The following is an 18,226-nucleotide window of genomic DNA, read 5'->3' as shown; positions in this document are numbered from 1 at the left end:
CATTGAGGGGGCATTGGTAAGATCAAAATTAAACGACAACATCAATATCGTTAGTCAGAACCAGGTTCTAAGCTTTAGGCTTTGGGCTTTAAGCTTTGAGCTTTAGGCTTTGAGCTCACCTTAAAGCTTTTTGCTTAATTTTGCGCCCATGAGCAAAGTACAAGTAGGTCTTGTGCAGATGAGCTGCACTAATAACAAGCAGGAAAACCTGGAAAAAGCTATACAAAAAGTTCGTGAAGCTGCTGCAAAAGGCGCACAAATCGTTTGTTTACAGGAGTTGTTTACCTCTCTGTATTTCTGTGATGTAGAAGATTACGACAACTTCAAACTTGCAGAAGCTATTCCTGGTCCCTCAACTGACGCATTAAGTGAAGTCGCCAAAGAATTGGGTGTAGTGATCATCGCTTCTCTTTTTGAAAAGAGAACCCAGGGACTTTATCACAATACTACAGCTGTACTGGATGCTGACGGTTCATACCTGGGCAAGTACCGCAAAATGCATATTCCTGACGATCCGGCATATTATGAAAAATTTTATTTCACTCCCGGTGATCTTGGATATAAAGTTTTCAAAACAAAATTCGCCACAATTGGTGTGCTGATCTGCTGGGATCAATGGTATCCTGAAGCTTCCCGCATTACTGCGTTAATGGGAGCTGAAATAATGTTTTACCCAACTGCCATCGGCTGGGCAACATCGCAGGATGAAGAAACCAATACCGAGCAATACAATGCATGGCAAACTATCCAGAGAAGTCATGCGGTAGCCAACGGCGTTCACGTCGTGAGTGTTAACAGGGTTGGATTTGAGCAGGATGGCGCTATGAAATTCTGGGGCGGTTCTTTTGTAAGCAATCCTTTCGGATCACTTATCTACAAAGCATCTCATGATGAAGAAGAAGTTGCTGTGGTGACAGTTGATACTGACAAAACAGATCGCTACAGAACGCACTGGCCTTTTATGAGAGATCGCAGAATTGACTCTTATCAGCAGATCACTAAAAGATATATTGATGAAGTTGAGTAATCAATAATGCATATTTAATAAACTGCTGTTCTGAAAACGAGCAGCAGTTTATTATTTTAGCTCAATTTTTCTATAAAGCTATTTTGACAATTCATAGCGAGCTAAACCTAAGTACTTTGTACTTCGTAACTCGTACTTGCAAATAAGACACTACCCAAACCGTTAATTAAACATCTCTAATTCCAAACACAAATAGAATGACACAATCTACCCCAAGGGAACTTGGTTATTACTTCCCCGCGGAATTTGAACAACATGAGGCAACCTGGCTAAGCTGGCCGCACAAAGAAGCAAGCTGGCCCGGAAAAATTGACACTATTTATCCTAATTATAGTCTGTTTATAAAATATCTTTCACAGAGTGAGAAAGTGCGCATTAATGTAGGCAGCGAGGATATGAAAAACTTCGCCCTGGAACATATTACCAAAGCCGGCGCTAATCTGCAGAATGTTGAGTTTTTTCTTCACCCGACCAATGATGCATGGTGCAGGGACCATGGTCCTGCGTTTTTGATCAATCCAAATGCAGCACAGAAAAAAGCGATTGTAGACTGGGGATATAATGCGTGGGGTGGAAAGTATCCGCCGTTTGACCTGGACGATGTAATTCCGACTTTAATAGGCAAACATTTTAATCTGCCGGTATTTTACCCGGGCATAGTAATGGAAGGTGGTTCTGTTGAGTTTAACGGTCAGGGTACAGTGTTAACCTCTACCTGTTGTTTGCTGAATGAGAACAGGAATCCTCATCTCAACCAGGAACAGGTTGAGCAATTCCTTTATGATTATTATGGCATGAAACAAGTGTTGTGGGTGGATGAAGGTATTGTTGGCGATGATACGGATGGCCACATTGATGATACTGTGCGTTTTGTAAATGAGGATACTGTAATAACAGTGATTGAAGAAAATAAGGCTGATGAAAACTACGGTTTACTCCAACACAATCTGAAACAGCTTCAGCAAATGCGCCTGTTAAATGGTAAACAACTGAATATTGTTGAGTTGCCAATGCCAGATGAAATTGTTTATGAAGATCAGCGTTTACCGGCCTCATATGCAAACTTTTATATTGCAAACAAGTATGTGATCGTGCCGGTATTTAATTCTAAAAACGATGACAAAGCTTTGCAGATCATTGCATCATGCTTTCCCGGAAGGGAAGTTGTGGGGATTGATTCTGTTGATATTATCTGGGGACTTGGTAGCTTCCACTGCCTGAGTCAGCAGGAGCCGTTGATCTAAAATTAAAGTACTTATTTGGCAGCTCTAATGTGTCCTACACTTGCAAGTGTAGGACACATTAGAGCTATACTGATAATTCATTGACCTCTCCTCAACAATTCCTGCATCCCCGTTTGTAAATGATTCAACGCAGAAACAATCTCTGCATTATTGATTTCTTCCGGAATCGTTTTACTGAGATATCCATAAAATTGCCATACTTCCAATACATCCGAAACATCAACTTCATAAGGTGTAAAACGCACATTGAGGGACTTTAACCACATTTTACCCGTCGTCTGTATACCGCTAACATCAACCAGTTTAAATGCAATGTCCTGCCCCTTTACCACAACAATGCAAGGCGTATCTTTCCTAATTGCCAGTATATCCTGAACATATGATGCAATGATAATGCTATCCTCCGGTACGGGTAACATCGATTCACCTTTGATGGGAAACAACCGGTAAGTTTTTCCTGGCGGCAGATCAGGAATGCTGAACCTGGGTAATTTGCTGATGAATTCCGGGTCATTATATCCCGCCAGGTAACCCGCTTTAGCCTTAATGGGCACCAGTTCTACATTCTCATTGTTTTGTTTATCGACTGTCGTAGCAAGCACACGGATCTGTCTGCCGGTCAAATACACATCGTTGCCGGCTTCCAGTTCCCGCACTTTTAATTCGCCTAATTTGGAAAGATTGATTCGCAACAAGGTATCCAGGCTCATTTTAAAATAGTCTGCAAAACGGATCAGATCCTCCAGTGGAGGATTCCGGCTCAACCCATTCTCATGCGCATTCAATTTTGCGCGGGAAATTTTTAAATCTTCCGCTAATTGATTCTGAGAAAGTTGTCTGCGATTTCGAAGAAATCTGAGGTTCTCACTCCAGAAAAGATTTGCAGTTTTCATACTCAAATGTTATTATTGATAACATACGTTTGATACTATTAGTAACAAATGTAAGGGTTTTATGAACACTACCGCAGAAAAAAACAATATAATCCGTGATCTGGAAAGAGAGATCCTCTCTTTACAAGGGCTAGTGAAAAGGTCTGGAACGCACCCTTTGGACATAGGTTTAGGATCAATAGAAAATGCATTTCCCAATCAGACATTTCCTGTGGCAGCCATGCATGAATTTATAAGTTATAGCAGGGAAGAAGCTGCCGCTACCAATGGCTTTATCGGTGGTTTATTGGGAAAGCTAATGCACCATGGTGGTGCCTGTTTATGGATAGGAAATAAAAGAACCATTTTTCCTGCCGGGCTAAAAAACTTTGGAATAGATCCCGAACGCATCATTTTTATTGACCTCATTAAACCAAAGGATATTCTCTGGACAGTTGAAGAAGCACTAAAATGCAGTGCACTGGCTGCTGTTGTAGGTGAACTGACAGAATTGAATTTTAAAGAATCAAGACGCCTCCAGTTAGCGGTGGAACAAAGCCGTGTTACTGGTCTCTTGCATCGTTATAATCCATTGGTGGAAAATACGGTGGCATGTGTTTCCCGCTGGAAAATACAGCCAATGGTCAGTGAAGCTGCAGACGGAATGCCCGGTGTTGGTTGGCCACGCTGGAATGTGCAATTGCAAAAAATAAGAAACGGTAAACCCGGCAGCTGGCAGGTAGAATGGACTTCGGAAGGATTTAGCGTTAAGAGCAGACCATTGATGAGATTTGAAAAATTTGAATTATTACAAACCGGTTAATATGCAGAAGCGTTTTGCGGCAATATGGTTCCGTTATCTGCTTACAGACCGGTATACGATCCGGGAGCCTGCATTGCGTGACAAACCTTTTGTGCTGGCATCTCCCGAGCGTGGCCGCATGATTGTGAGAGCAGCTAACATGCGTGCAGAAAAAAAAGGTATTGTCACTGGTATGGTAGTAGCAGATGCAAGGGCTGTATTGCCAACATTGCAGGTGATGGATGAAGTGTCGGGTATGTCAGATAAATTACTGAGTGCCCTGGCTAAATGGAGCATACGATATACGCCGGTTGTCGCAGTTGATCCGCCTGATGGTTTGATACTCGATGTTTCCGGCTGTGCACATTTATGGGGAGGAGAAGAGGCGTATATAAAAGACATTCTTACAAGATTAAAAAAAGCCGGTTATGAAGTGCATGCAGCCATTGCGGATACTGCAGGAACAGCCTGGGCCATCTCCCGTTATGGAGAAAAGGGTGGCATAGTTGAACCGGGCAGGCAGGCGGAAGCATTGTTTTCATTACCACCTGCAGCATTGCGTCTCGAACAGCCTGTTTTACAAAGATTGGATAAGCTTGGATTAACCAATATCCGCAGTTTTATGAATATGCCACGACAGGCATTACGCAGGCGTTTTGGTCAGCAATTGCTGACAAGGCTTGATCAGGCTCTTGGTGTAGAAATAGAACCCATCGAGCCTGTAATACCAATAGAACCCTTCCAGGAAAGATTGCCCTTGTTTGATCCTGTCCGTACAGCAACGGGAATTGAAATTGCCATACAAAAATTGCTGGAAGCTTTGTGTGTCCGGTTAGTCAAAGAAGGAAAGGGATTGCGGGTTGCTGTATTAAAATGTTTCAGGGTTGATGGCAAGCTGGAGCAAGTGCAGATAAGTACCAATCGTCCCACACGTAACAGCATTCATTTATTCAAGTTGTTTGAGCTTAAAATAGCGTCTATCGAACCTGATCTTGGTATTGAGTTATTTGTAATGGAAGCGCCTGTGATAGAAGATGTTTCACCTGAGCAGGAAAAGCTTTGGAACATGTCCGGCAGTTATAACAATGTTGCCGTAGCTGAATTGTTGGATGCTATTGCTGGTAAGATAGGTGCACAGGGGATTCGTCGTTATCTGCCTGATGAACATTATTTGCCGGAAAGATCAGTCAGGCTGGCCGCATCGTTGGAAGAAGAACCAGCTATAGCATGGCGCACAGATCTGCCCAGGCCAATACACTTGTTATCTAAACCTGAGCCAATACAGGTTACGGTGCCGATTCCCGATTATCCACCTATGAATTTTGAGTATAAAGGAAAATTGCATAAGGTAAGTAAGGCTGATGGTCCCGAACGAATTGAGCAGGAATGGTGGCTGCAGGCAGGTCTATACAGGGATTATTATTGTGTGGAAGATGAGGATGGAAGCCGCTATTGGTTGTTCCGTTCCGGTAGTTATGATAAGCATGAGCCTAAATGGTTTGTTCATGGATTTTTTGCATAAAAAATCAGTGTCTTATCCTTAGGTACATCGTACATCATACATCGTACGTCGTAAATCGTACATCTTACACCTTACATCGTAAATCGTACATCTTACACCGTACACCGTACATCGTACATCGTACATGAAACGGTCTTAACAATTGAATAATACACTATGCTGTATACAGAATTACAGGTAACGACAAATTTTAGTTTTCTGCGGGGCGGCTCGCATCCGGAAGAAATTGTAGAACAGGCTGCTGCAATGGGTTATAAGGAAATTGCCATTACTGATCATAACACGCTGGCGGGTATTGTCCGTGCACATGCTGCAGCAAGAGGAAAAGACATCCGCATTATTCCGGCCTGTTGTCTTGATCTGCTGGATGGACCTTCATTATTGGCTTATCCGACAGGTAAAGAAGCTTATGCACGATTGTCTGCATTGCTTACAACCGGAAATCTTCGCACGGAGAAAGGCAAGTGTGATTTGTACAAGGCGGATGTATATAAGTATGCTGAAGGATTAAAATTTATTATAGTACCACCTCAAACCCTAAATGAACATTTTGAATTTGAACAAGATTTTCGACAAGCTGTAAAAGAGTATAAAGATAATTTGGGCAGCCATCTTTATCTCGGTGCAACGCGTTCTTACCAGGCTAATGATAATAAAAAACTGTATCGTCTTTCTCAATTATCCGTAGCATTACAGATTCCCATTGTTGCTACAAATGATGTGTTCTATCACATGCCGGAACGAAGAGAGCTGCAGGATATTCTGACATGTATTCGTGAAAAATGCACGATATACAATGCCGGTTTCCGTTTGTATCCAAATGCAGAAAGATACCTGAAGAATAGTAGTGAAATGGAAAGGCTTTTCCGTCAATATCCGGATGCCATTGCCAGAACGCAAGAGATAGCAGCTGCGTGTCAGTTTTCGCTCGATAGCTTACAATATGTATATCCTGAAGAATTAACAAGCGAAGGGCGCACGCCCCAGGAAGAGCTGGTCTTTCTTGCATGGAAAGGGGCGAATGAAAAGTTCGAAAATAATATTCCGGACAAGATCAGAAAATCGATCAATGAAGAATTGGAATTTATCGAAAGGAAAAATTATGCATCCTATTTTCTTACTGTTTACGATTTTGTGCGTTTTGCAAGAAGCAAAGACATTTTGTGCCAGGGACGCGGTTCTGCGGCAAACTCAGTAGTTTGTTATTGTCTTGGAATTACCTCTGTCAACCCTGATAAGTTCAATTTACTCTTTGCCCGTTTTATGTCAGATGCCAGAAATGAGCCGCCTGATATTGATGTGGATTTTGAACATGAGCGACGAGAAGAAGTGATCCAGTACATTTTTGATAAATATGGAAGGGATCGGGCGGCCATTGTTGCCACTGTTACGCAGCTGCATCAGAAAGGTGCCATACGTGATGTTGCCAGGGCGATGGGAATGTCTGTAGATGCCATCAACCGCCTGTCCGGTTCTATCTGGGAATTTACGGATGAATGGTTTGAAGGGAAGCGGATTTCAAATGAAGGATTTAACCCCCACGATCCACATTTGCTGAAAGTATTGCAGCTTACGAAGGAGTTTATGGGGTTTCCGCGGCAACTGGGACAGCATACCGGCGGCTTTGTTATTACGCAGGGAAAACTTTCTGATCTCTGCCCGATTCTTAACGCCCGCATGGAAAATCGCACCTGTATTGAGTGGAACAAAGATGATGTTGAAGCGCTTGGATTTTTGAAGGTGGATGTACTAGCATTGGGCATGCTCACCTGTATCCGCAAAGCATTTGATCTGGCTAAAGCGCATTACGGATTAGACTTAACGCTGGCCAACATTCCGCAGGATGATCCTGCAGTGTATGAAATGGTAAGTCATGCAGATACGATTGGTGTATTTCAGATAGAAAGCCGCGCGCAGATGTCCATGTTACCGCGGTTAAAACCTAAGTGTTTTTATGACCTTGTTATTGAAGTTGCCATTGTTCGTCCCGGTCCGATCCAGGGTGATATGGTGCATCCATACCTTAGAAGGCGCAATAAAGAAGAGGATCCTGATTATCCAGAGAAATTGGAGGCGATCCTTGACCGTACTTTGGGAGTGCCACTTTTCCAGGAGCAGGCCATGGAAATCGCCATTGTAGGAGCTGGTTTTACTCCTGCCGAAGCAGATGCTTTACGTCGCAGCATGGCCACATTCAAAGCAAAAGGTCTGGTGAGTCAATTTGAAAAGAAGCTCATAAATGGAATGATCAACAATGGTTATACTGAAGAGTTTGCAAGGCGGGTATTCAAACAACTGGAAGGTTTTGGTAGTTATGGTTTCCCAGAAAGTCACGCTGTAAGTTTTGCCTTGTTGGTATATGTTTCTTCCTGGCTGAAATGTTATTACCCGGATGTGTTTGCAACGGCGCTGCTTAACAGTATGCCGATGGGTTTTTATCAGCCTGCACAAATAGTTATTGATGCAAGAAAACATGGTGTTGAAGTAAGGCCGGTTGATATCAATTGCTCACACTGGAACAATACCCTTGAAGAACATACCGGTAAGTATTGCGCCTTAAGGCTCGGCTTCAGGCAGGTAAAAGGCTTGCGTGAAGAAGATATGCAGTTGCTGGTAAGCAAACGTAATACATCTTTTGCAACCGTACATGCTTTACGTGATGCCGGTGTTTCTGAAGCTGCTTTAGAAAGATTGGCTGATGCAGATGCATTCAGGTCCATAGGGCTTGACAGGCGCAGGGCATTATGGGAAGTGGCCGCGTTAAGCGATCGTCCACAGGGGATCTTTACCGGGCAACCTTCTGAATCAGCTTCTGAGGCCAAAGCTGATTTGCCGGAAATGTCGCCATCAGAACATGTCATTCAGGATTACAGTTCAATGGCCTTATCGCTGAAAGCACATCCGGTAAAATTTGTCCGGAGAAAATTATTTGAAGCACGTGTGCTCGCTACGCGCGAATTAGCGCTTTGGCCAGACGGAACATTGGTGCGTGTAGCGGGATTAGTTTTGGTTAGGCAAAGACCAGGCACAGCCAGTGGTATTTGCTTTATAACAATTGAAGATGAAACTGGCAGCGCCAACCTCGTTGTATTCCAAAATCTTTTTGAACGGTTCAGAAGTGAGATCTTACAATCCAGGCTACTGATGGTTGAAGGCAGATTGCAAAGAGAAGGAGAGGTGACGCACGTGATTGTACAGCACTGCTATAACATGAACGCCTTGCTGGCAAATTTAACGCACAAGCAAGAAGAGGATCAACCCGTACTTACACTTTCACGTGCAGATGAAAAAGATGGTGATCGTGTTCCTACTTATCCCGGCACACCAAAGGCTCAGAAAGTTGTACAGGCAGAAATTTTTCCTTCAGGAAGGAATTTCAGGTAGAGGTTGTAAGTGCTAAGTACGAATTACGAAGCCTGCCCGTATAAATACATTCAGGCGGGTACGAAGTACCTTTGCACAAACCTGCTTACATTTAACAGTCATCTAAACCCTCTGTGAATCTCAGTGTATCCTCAGTGTGACTCTGTGTAACTGTATTTTTTTGTTTCGCAGAAAAGACTTCCCTTATCTATTACTTTCTTGCCACTATTTTCTTAAGTTTATTGATAAATCTCCTTAAACAATGAACTGTAAAAACTTGCCTGCTAACCTGTTCCTGCTATTTACTTTATTCTTTGCACCCGCAAACAGTCAATCAACCTCATTACCGCGCAGCACACCGGAAGCGCAAGGCGTTTCTTCCAAAGAGATTTTGGATTTTATCGATGCCGCAAACAAAAGCAAAACAGAATTCCACAGCTTTATGCTTTTGCGTCACGGTAAAGTTGTGGCAGAAGGATGGTGGAATCCATACCGGGCAGACCTCAAACATACATTGTATTCAACCAGCAAAAGTTTTACGGCTACAGCCATTGGTTTTGCCGTAACCGAAAATAAGCTGACTGTAAATGATAAAGTAATTTCATTCTTTCCTAATGATCTGCCTGATAGCATTAGTCCTTATCTCGCAGCGCTTACAGTAAAAGATGTGCTAAGCATGAGCGACGGCCAGGATCCAGACCCGACAAATATTATTCCCGGACGCGATAGCAACTGGGTAAGGGGCTTTCTGTCAACACCTATCGTAAATGAACCCGGTACAAAATTCCTCTACAATTCAATGGGGACCTACATGCTCTCAGCCATTGTGCAGAAAGTGACCGGCGAGAAAGTGATTGATTATTTAAGACCACGACTATTCGAGCCTCTCGGAATAAGTGGCATGGATTGGGAAACAGATCCAAAAGGGATTAATACCGGAGGCTGGGGACTTCGGCTAAAAACAGAAGATATGGCCAAGTTTGGTCAATTGTTTCTACAAAAAGGCAGCTTTGGTGGAAAGGAAGTAATACCTTCTTCCTGGATAGAAGAAGCATCATCCACTAAAATAATGCAGGATCCGGATGCGCCGCAATCAAAAAAAGATTCCAGCGACTGGCTGCAGGGTTATTGCTACCAAATGTGGCGCTGCAGGAACAATGCATACAGGGGAGATGGTGCTTTTGGCCAGTATATTATTATCATGCCTGAGAAAGATGCCGTGTTGGCTGTTACGGCCGAAACGCCCGATATGCAGGAAGAGATCAATCTCGTATGGAAATACCTGTTGCCCGCAATGAAAGATAATGTGTTGGCAGAAGATAAAGAAAATGCATCCAGGCTAAAGAAAACGCTGGCATCACTTTCAGTTCCTGCTCCTGCGAAGTCAGCAGCTTCTCCGTTAGAAAAAAGTATTGCAGGCACAACATATTCCTTTGAACCTAATGATAAGCACATTCAAAGTGTCTCATTCCAGTTCAGCAACAATACCTGCTATGCGACAGTAAAAAACGATACAGCTTCATTTAAGATTGGCTTCGGCTCAGGCAAATGGCATGCAGGTGAAACAACTATGCACGGTCCGTATCTTGTTGAAAGAGCCAGACGCAACCTGGCCGGTCTGGATCCTTTTAAGATTGATGGCTGTTACAATTGGACCGACAAGAATACACTCAGTCTTACGTTGCGCTATATAGAAAGTCCGCACACTGCTACAATGATCTGTCATTTTGATGGTGATAAACTTACTTCAGTAAACATCAGGAATAGTTTTGATTATGGTAAGAAGGAATTGGTTTTAAAAGGACAATAAAATGTGCGTGTAAACACGTGAAAACTGATCTATGGAAAATTTTGACCTGTTATCAACGCTCGTCGGGATACTGATAAAGCTCGCTGCAGGATTTATTATCCTGGGCCTTTTTACTATAATCATTATGGAAGCGATAAGCGCTTTATTCAGGCTACGAAACAAATTTCTTCGAAAATTTTTGCTCAGGATTTTTAATGACGAGCGTTTTGTTGAACGGCTTTTTAATCATCCCATCATCAAGATCCAGGGTGCACAAAATTCTTATTTGAATGCGGGTTATTTTTCTGTTGCCTTTTTGGATTTGTTATCTATTAAGAAGATCGGAGATTTTAATCCTGAACTTTATGAATCTTATCCCAACAATACTTTTGTCGAAGCGTTTTGTAAGCTCTCAATTAATGCTTCTTCAATGGAGGACTTACAAAACAATGCAAAGAAGCTTTTTTACAGCGTGGTGCAGACAATTTCAGGATACTACAAACGCACGGTACAAAAACTGCTTTTTGTTGTAGCGACCTTTTTAGTAATTGGTTTTAATGTAAATGCTATTAAATTGTTTAACAGCATTACAAGGAATGAGCTTATAAATAAGGTTATTACCGCTTTAGATAAAGAAAAGGATCTAGAAGGAAATGTGTCCCCCGAAAAAGCTAAAATAGTTTTATCGCATTTGCCTGCAGATGCTTATCCATTGGGGTGGTCAAAACCCGACGCCCCTCTAACCACTGCGGAAATTATTTTGACTATAACAGGATGGGTGATAACTATCATACTGACGGTATTTTTTGCGCAGATGTTGTTTGATGTAATGAATAAATTTGTGAATGTAAGGTCGAAGCCTGCCAATCCGGATATTGTTGTGTCGGCCTAGTTTGAATGCGCTTTGCACATATTCTCCGTACTGTTCTGTGTAACTGTATTTATTTAATCCCTCAAAAAAAGATTGTTAAACCTAAAAAAACACCCCTAAAGAATTTTTTTATATCTTTGCGGCCTTCAATAAAAATTACAAATCAATGTAGGATAATTTCTTTCTCGGAAAACAGATAGCAAAACCGGCGGGCGGTTAGCAGTTGTTATTCATTTTAAAGAAAGGAATTATGGTTCTTCTGCAGGATCTTACATATTCACATCCCAATAAAGATTTATTATTCAGCGATCTTAATCTTACGGTCAGCAAGAATGCTAAAGTTGCGCTTGTTGGCAACAATGGTATCGGTAAATCAACCCTGCTTAAAATTATAGCCGGCGTTTTACAGCCCGCGAATGGCGTGGTAAAAGTTGATTCCCCGCCTTATTACGTGCCGCAGATATTTGGTCAGTTTAATGATCTTTCTATTGCCCAGGCACTTGGTGTAGAACAGAAATTACTTGCACTGCATAATATCCTTAATGGTGATGTTAGTGAAAATAATTTTACTGCCCTGGCTGATGACTGGACAATAGAAGAACGCTGCAATGAAGCGTTAAGCTATTGGAAATTAAGTGAGCTTGACCTTACGCAAAAAATGGGTACACTTAGTGGCGGACAGAAAACTAAAGTTTTTCTCGCTGGTATTTCTATTCATCAACCGGAACTTGTTTTACTGGACGAACCCAGTAATCACCTGGACGTAGAAGCGAGGCAACTTCTGTATGATTTTATTGCAACTTCCACGCTTACATTAATTGTTGTGAGTCACGACAGAAAATTATTAAACCTTTTGAATGCTGTTTATGAGCTAAGTAAAACTGGTATAACAGTGTATGGAGGTAATTATGATTTTTATGCTGAGCAAAAACAAATTGAGCTGGATGCGTTGGATCAGGATGTGAGAAGTAAAGAAAAAGCCTTGCGTAAAGCAAAAGAAATTGAACGCGAAACTGCCGAACGGCAGCAGAAGCTGGATGCCAGGGGAAAAAAGAAGCAGGAGAAAGCAGGGTTGCCGACAATCATGATGAACACGCTCAGAAATAGTGCTGAGAAAAGTACATCCAAACTGAAAGGTGTTCATGCCGGAAAAGTGAGCTCCATTTCGCAGGAATTGAATGGCCTGCGCAAAGAATTGCCGGATAAAGATAAAATGAAATTTGGCTTTGATAATTCAACCTTACATACAGGTAAAATACTGTTGAATGCAACATCCATCAATTTTGGATATGGGCAGCAAATGCTGTGGCCGCATGTATTGAACTTTCTGTTAACCAGTGGAGAAAGGATCGCTATTAAGGGATCAAATGGTTCGGGTAAAACAACCTTGATCAGGATCGTTTTGGGCAGCATTGAGCCTCAAACAGGTACGGTTTACAGGGCCTACAACAGAGCTGTGTATATCGATCAGGATTATTCATTGATCAATAATCAGCTTAAGGTTTACGAACAGGTTCAGCAATTCAATTCATCCGGGCTTCAGGAACATGAAATAAAAAGCCGGCTGAACAGGTTTTTGTTTTCAAAAGATGCCTGGGATAAATCTTGTGCCTCATTAAGTGGAGGTGAAAAAATGCGCCTGATGCTTTGCTGTCTTACAATCAGCAATCAACCACCTGATATCATTATTCTTGACGAGCCTACCAATAATCTTGATATTCAAAATATTGAGATTTTAACGGCTGCCATCAACGAATATCGCGGAACGCTAATCGTTGTTTCTCACGATGAATATTTCCTGGAAGAGATAGATGTAAAAAGAGTAATTGAATTGAATGATGCATAATCATCAGCATTCATTTTTACGAAAAGCCAAAAAGGTAACAAACTGCGGTGACCCTGATATAATTATGAAAACATTTTTGCTCCAATTTGTAAAAGATCAAATATGCTCTTTCCTTTTTCCAAAGAATTTTCACGGCCGCTTAAAAGGCATGTTGCCGCTTCAGAAGTTGGTATGGTAACCAATTATATTCAGGAATTCATTAATGGCAAGACAGCTGATGATATTTTTATCGAAGGAAACCAAGTCAGCTTTGATGTAAACTTTTTCAGGATCCGGTGGCGCGGTGATATAGTAGGAACTATAGACAATGGCATGTTTACCATAAGCGACGATAATAATGGATCGAGGCTGACTTATAAGTTTTATATGTACCGCATGGTTGGATTTATCTGCCTTTCAGCCATTATCGGTGGTTTTTTTTCACAACAGTTATGGGTTGCTCTTCTTCTGTTTTGTGTTGGAATGTTTAATTGGTTTATTATGATGGTTAGACATGAGAGAATCCTGGCAAATATTGTGCTGGGTGTAAATTCGTTGTTAGACGAGCACGTCAAAAACGCATTGAATGACCAGTTAAAGGCAACCGGGTAGAATAAGTACAGTAAGAACCGTTAAAGTCAATTAAGTTCAAATAATCCTCTTTTAGCGTGCTTGATTAGTATACTCCTTAAAATGTTTCCATTCCTGATGTTGAGATGGTCCTAATCTTTTTGTTGTTTAAAAAACTGCTGGTTCCGGATTGTTTGTATGTCTCAACAAAAACATTTTAATATTGGTGAATTGCATTTTTCATTTACTTTGCCCAGCTCCGAACCCGGTAGCCTTCATAATTTATTGTTTTCGGTACCCAATGCTTATAAAATGAAAACCAAAACTGTTCTAGCCCGTATTGCTTTGCTATTGCTTGTGATTATTATTATTCTGCCATATGGACGTTCCAGGGAATGGAGGACACTAAATGCTCAATCACGTGAAAAATTAAACCGGAATTTTATTGAGTTACCGCAAGGCATTACGCATTACGAAATTGCCGGTCCGGATAACGGTCCTGTATTGTTGCTGGTGCACGGTTTTTCTGTACCGGCTTATATCTGGGACCGGAATTTTCAGGCCTTGGCAGACTCTGGTTTTCGTGTAATCAGATACGATGCGTTCGGAAGGGGATTTTCTGATCGTCCGGAGGCTACATACAATGCTAAATTCTATAATTGCCAGATAAATGATTTGTTGAATGCACTCAAAATAACCAGGCCGGTAAATATTGCCGGTGTTTCTATGGGAGGAGCAGTTGCAACGAATTTTGCTGCAAATTTTCCGGAAAAAGTGAATAAGGTTGTTTTAATAGATCCTGTTAACCAGGTGTCTGATATCAGCGTATTAAAACACAGGTGGTTGGGCGAATACCTTAATCGTGTCTGGTTTGTGCCCGGGCTATTGGATGACCAGGCATCCGACTTTTACAAGCGTTCGGCAATGCCGGCAGATTATCAAAAGAACTTCATGGAACAAATGAATTATAAAGGATTCAGCACTGCGGTTTTATCAACCATCCGGAATTTCATTGCAGTAGATCCGCGCCCGGCTTTTGTAAAGCTCGGTTCATCTGGCAAGCCCGTGCTGTTAATGTGGGGCAAACAAGATAAAACCTTAAAGTATGATCCTGGATTGCCATCAATTTTGAATGCTGATCTTATGATGGTTGACAGTTGCGGTCATTTACCACAACTGGAACAGCCGGCTATTGTAAACAGTAGTGTTACCGCCTTCTTGAAAAAATAGAGAACCGAGAGTTGACGCCCGGATTTTTAAACCATTCTTTTAACGTTGAATGCAAAATCTTTATTTCTATAATAAACCAACAATGAGCTTTTAATTTTAAATTTAGTTCAGGTAACTAAAGTGGACATTCCTTAAATATTTTCACTTCGTCAAGTTGCCGCCGTTATAAGTTCATGTTGTTATGAAACAGACAACAACGCTCGTTGTGGGTGCAAGCATTTCTGGTCTGGCTTCAGCAGCGTCTTTAGAGATGCGCGGCATTGATTATCTCATTATAGAAAAATATCCTCAAATAGCAGTTCCATGGCGTAACCATTACAATCGTCTTCATTTACATACCAATAAACGCCTGTCAAATCTGCCGCATAAAAAATTTGACAAGTCTGTTCCCCGCTATCCTGCAAAGCAAGAGGTTGTTGATTACCTGGAAGATTACCGGGATAGTTTTGGTATTGAGCCTGTTTTTAATACTGAAGCCAGGCGGATTAGAAAGGAAGGCGGGCAATGGATCACAGAAACTGACAACGAAGCATTTTCTTCAAAGTATGTGATCATGGCTACCGGTGCTTTCAGCAAGCCAAGAGACATAAACTTTAAAGGCATCAAAACTTTTCCCGGAAAGATCATGCATAGTGCTGCGTATAAAACGGGTAAGGACTTTAATGGAGAGAATGTGCTGGTTGTTGGCTTTGGTAATTCAGCTTGCGAGATCGCTATTGATTTGTATGAGCAGGGCGCAAAGCCTTATATGTCCGTACGCTCTCCTGTGAATATCGTGTCCCGTGATATTTTGGGAATTCCTATACTTGAAATAAGCCATTTGCTGAGTCATCTTCCACCGCGTGTTGCAGATGCATTAACTGTTCCGATCAGGCGTTTGTTGTTTGGCGATATTGGCAAATTTGGTTTGACGAAAATGAAATACGGCCCATTTGAGCAGATAAAAAAAGATGGTACTGCACCTGTGTTAGATATTGGAACGATTAAACATATCCGCGAAGGGCATATTAAAATTTGCAGTGAGATTGATTTTGTAGAAGGAAATGAGGTTTTTTTTAAGGATGGTAAAGCCGTAACAGTTAATGCTATTATTGGCGCCATTGGATATGAGCCTAACTACGCAGACATTGTAGATGTCGATAAGAGCCGGTTTGACGATCTGAAATTATCCGTTGATCATCAGAAGTATTTTGGAAAAGATGGTTTGTATTTCTGTGGTTATTGGATTGCTCCGACGGGACAAATTCACGAGATATCGTCAGATGCCAGGGAAATTGCGAAGAATATTGCGGAGAAGGAAAATGCTCTTCGTCAATCCGGAATACGTAAAGATGTATGAAGGGCGTATATTAGCAAAAATGTAGTATTCCGTTTCCAGTCCCGGATGTATATAATTGTTTAACTATTATAGAAGTTACAAAAATGACAACTACTGCTATTTTAAGACTTGAATACCTGTGCGCAGTAATTCCGCCCTTGTTGAAAGCAATAGATGAAGAAGTGTTTTCTTCGAAGCCCCATCCTGAAAAATGGAGTAAAAAGCAAATTGTGGGTCATCTTATCGACAGTGCTACAAATAATCATCAGCGCTTTGTGCGTGTGCAGTTTGAAGACAAGCCATTAATTCGTTATGATCAGGACAAGTGGAATGATTTTACGCACTATCAACAAATGAACAGTCTTCATGTGATCGGATTTTGGGAGGCGTACAACAAACATCTTGTGCAGATCATCAAACATATTCCCAAAGAAGCTTTAAGCAGGGAGTGCCAGGTGGGTGATAACACGTTTACACTTGATTTTCTGATCAATGACTATGTGCATCATATGGAACATCATTTGCGGCAGGTTGTTTCCTACTAGTTTCGCCACAAAGGCGCTAAGGCGCAAAGAAGCACAAAGGGAGGAACCACGGAGGGATTGAACCACGGAGCCACTTACGGCACGAAGAAACACGGCGACTTGAACCATAAAGTCACGCAGAGCATAAAGAAGCACGAAGTCCGTTGCGTCGCCGCTTCTTTGCGTTCGCCGCGAGAAACAAAAAGGTCGCGTGAAATAGTTCTAAGCTTTAGGCTTTGCGCTTTAAGCTTGTTTTTCCTTGCGTCGTTGCTTCTTTGCGATCTTTGCGTGAAACAAAAAACGTCGCGTGAAATAGTTCTAGGCTTTAGGCTTTGGGCTGTAAGCTAATACTTCACCGGCTTAACGGTATATCCCCTTTTCTTCAGCAGGCTTATAATGCCTGAATCGCCCACCAGGTGTCCTGCTCCAAATGCAAAGAATGTTGGTTCGGTAGTTATTTGTTTCTCAATAACAGGTGCCCATTCCGCATTTCGTTTATCCAGCAGTTCATCTTCCAGCATGCCAAAACTTTTGTCATTCTTAATTTCTTCAGTCAAGCCTTTGAGATCCCTGCGCTTATACATATCCATCATTTTGTCCATAGCCTTTTTGCAGGAATCTGCATTAAGCAGCATGTCTTTAAGCATGTCCGTCTGATCCTTCAGGCTGATCATATTGATTGCTTCCAGTTCGCGTTCGGGAGATTCAAGTCCTTTGATCTCGATGTTGTTGTCCTTGGCTTTTTGTGCAAGTGCAAGGTCCCAGCTCGCCATCGGGCATTTCATAATTCCCATTGTGATGATGGATACTAACGCGAACGGCTTTATGCGCGTCATCATTCCAATTGGCATTTGTGTGATCTTCTGAAAGCTGTCGGCCAATGCGTTGTATTCTTTTTCAGAAAGAAGATCTTTCCATGAAGAATCCGTCAGCATCATTCCCTGCTGAACTTTTATCATGACAGATGGATCATCCATATCCATTTCAAGAAAAAGTTTTTTTGATGATTGTATTTTTCCGGAGATCACAGGGGAAATAACAAGGTCATCCGGGCATACAAGGTGGAATGTGCCGTATAAGTAGGAGGGTTGTTGCAAACCGTTGCCACTTACTTCCCACAATAAAGATGAGTATGTTGTCGTTTGAGCGGATGATGCTGTGTAAAAAAGTAATGAGGTGATGCCGGTGACCAGAAAATTCAACAGCTTTTTATTGATGGAGTAACACATAAATGATTGTGTTTTGAGTGCATGATACAAATTAAATTGT

General features: G+C 41.8%; 14 protein-coding genes. 12 read left to right on the top strand and 2 right to left on the bottom strand.

All coding sequences use genetic code 11. From position 1 onward, the window contains the following. The first annotated feature begins 148 nt into the window (after positions 1-148). Positions 149-1,027 (top strand): carbon-nitrogen hydrolase, encoded by an 879-nt coding sequence (locus tag QTN47_RS05920; protein ID WP_369328415.1) that lies wholly within the window; start codon positions 149-151, stop codon positions 1,025-1,027. 197 nt (positions 1,028-1,224) lie between these two features. Next, positions 1,225-2,271, top strand: a complete 1,047-nt coding sequence (locus tag QTN47_RS05915; RefSeq protein ID WP_369328414.1) for an agmatine deiminase family protein — start codon at positions 1,225-1,227, stop codon at positions 2,269-2,271. Between the two features lie 77 nt (positions 2,272-2,348). Here the strand turns inward: QTN47_RS05915 and QTN47_RS05910 are convergent, their stop codons facing one another. Further along, complete coding sequence (locus tag QTN47_RS05910) at positions 2,349-3,164, bottom strand: XRE family transcriptional regulator (protein WP_369328413.1); 816 nt, start codon at positions 3,162-3,164, stop codon at positions 2,349-2,351. Between the two features lie 61 nt (positions 3,165-3,225). On the opposite strand from QTN47_RS05910, the gene QTN47_RS05905 reads away from it, so the two are divergent. The 10 genes from QTN47_RS05905 (at position 3,226) to QTN47_RS05860 (ending at position 16,978) form a co-directional block, all read left to right on the top strand. Further along, a complete protein-coding gene (locus QTN47_RS05905) occupies positions 3,226-3,966 on the top strand; it encodes an ImuA family protein (RefSeq protein ID WP_369328412.1) in 741 nt (246 codons plus the stop codon). A 1-nt stretch (position 3,967) separates the two neighbouring features. Next, positions 3,968-5,467: a Y-family DNA polymerase gene (locus QTN47_RS05900; protein WP_369328411.1), complete on the top strand. Its 1,500-nt coding sequence runs from the start codon at positions 3,968-3,970 to the stop codon at positions 5,465-5,467. Between the two features lie 156 nt (positions 5,468-5,623). Further along, positions 5,624-8,851 (top strand): error-prone DNA polymerase, encoded by a 3,228-nt coding sequence (locus tag QTN47_RS05895; protein WP_369328410.1) that lies wholly within the window; start codon positions 5,624-5,626, stop codon positions 8,849-8,851. A 241-nt stretch (positions 8,852-9,092) separates the two neighbouring features. Continuing rightward, a complete protein-coding gene (locus QTN47_RS05890; RefSeq protein ID WP_369328409.1) occupies positions 9,093-10,640 on the top strand; it encodes a serine hydrolase domain-containing protein in 1,548 nt (515 codons plus the stop codon). A 31-nt stretch (positions 10,641-10,671) separates the two neighbouring features. Then, a complete protein-coding gene (locus QTN47_RS05885; protein WP_369328408.1) occupies positions 10,672-11,511 on the top strand; it encodes a hypothetical protein in 840 nt (279 codons plus the stop codon). A 229-nt stretch (positions 11,512-11,740) separates the two neighbouring features. Then, positions 11,741-13,336 carry a ribosomal protection-like ABC-F family protein gene (gene abc-f / locus QTN47_RS05880; protein WP_369328407.1) on the top strand — a complete coding sequence of 532 codons (1,596 nt, stop codon included), beginning with the start codon at positions 11,741-11,743 and terminating at the stop codon, positions 13,334-13,336. Positions 13,337-13,438: 102 nt separating this feature from the next. Continuing rightward, a complete protein-coding gene (locus tag QTN47_RS05875; protein WP_369328406.1) occupies positions 13,439-13,927 on the top strand; it encodes a hypothetical protein in 489 nt (162 codons plus the stop codon). A 270-nt stretch (positions 13,928-14,197) separates the two neighbouring features. Next, entirely contained in the window at positions 14,198-15,115 is a 918-nt protein-coding gene (locus QTN47_RS05870; protein ID WP_369328405.1) for an alpha/beta fold hydrolase, read from the top strand. Between the two features lie 181 nt (positions 15,116-15,296). Further along, positions 15,297-16,454, top strand: a complete 1,158-nt coding sequence (locus QTN47_RS05865; RefSeq protein ID WP_369328404.1) for a flavin-containing monooxygenase — start codon at positions 15,297-15,299, stop codon at positions 16,452-16,454. Positions 16,455-16,537: 83 nt separating this feature from the next. After that, positions 16,538-16,978: a DinB family protein gene (locus tag QTN47_RS05860; protein ID WP_369328403.1), complete on the top strand. Its 441-nt coding sequence runs from the start codon at positions 16,538-16,540 to the stop codon at positions 16,976-16,978. 323 nt (positions 16,979-17,301) lie between these two features. Here QTN47_RS05860 and QTN47_RS05855 read toward each other — a convergent pair whose 3' ends face one another. Continuing rightward, positions 17,302-18,186, bottom strand: coding sequence for a TraB/GumN family protein (locus QTN47_RS05855; RefSeq protein WP_369328402.1), 885 nt, complete (start codon positions 18,184-18,186; stop codon positions 17,302-17,304). Positions 18,187-18,226: the final 40 nt, after the last annotated feature.

It is taken from the genome of Danxiaibacter flavus (genome assembly GCF_041060425.1).
GTDB lineage: Bacteria > Bacteroidota > Bacteroidia > Chitinophagales > Chitinophagaceae > Danxiaibacter > Danxiaibacter flavus.
This window is presented reverse-complemented; position numbering and strand designations above follow the sequence as displayed.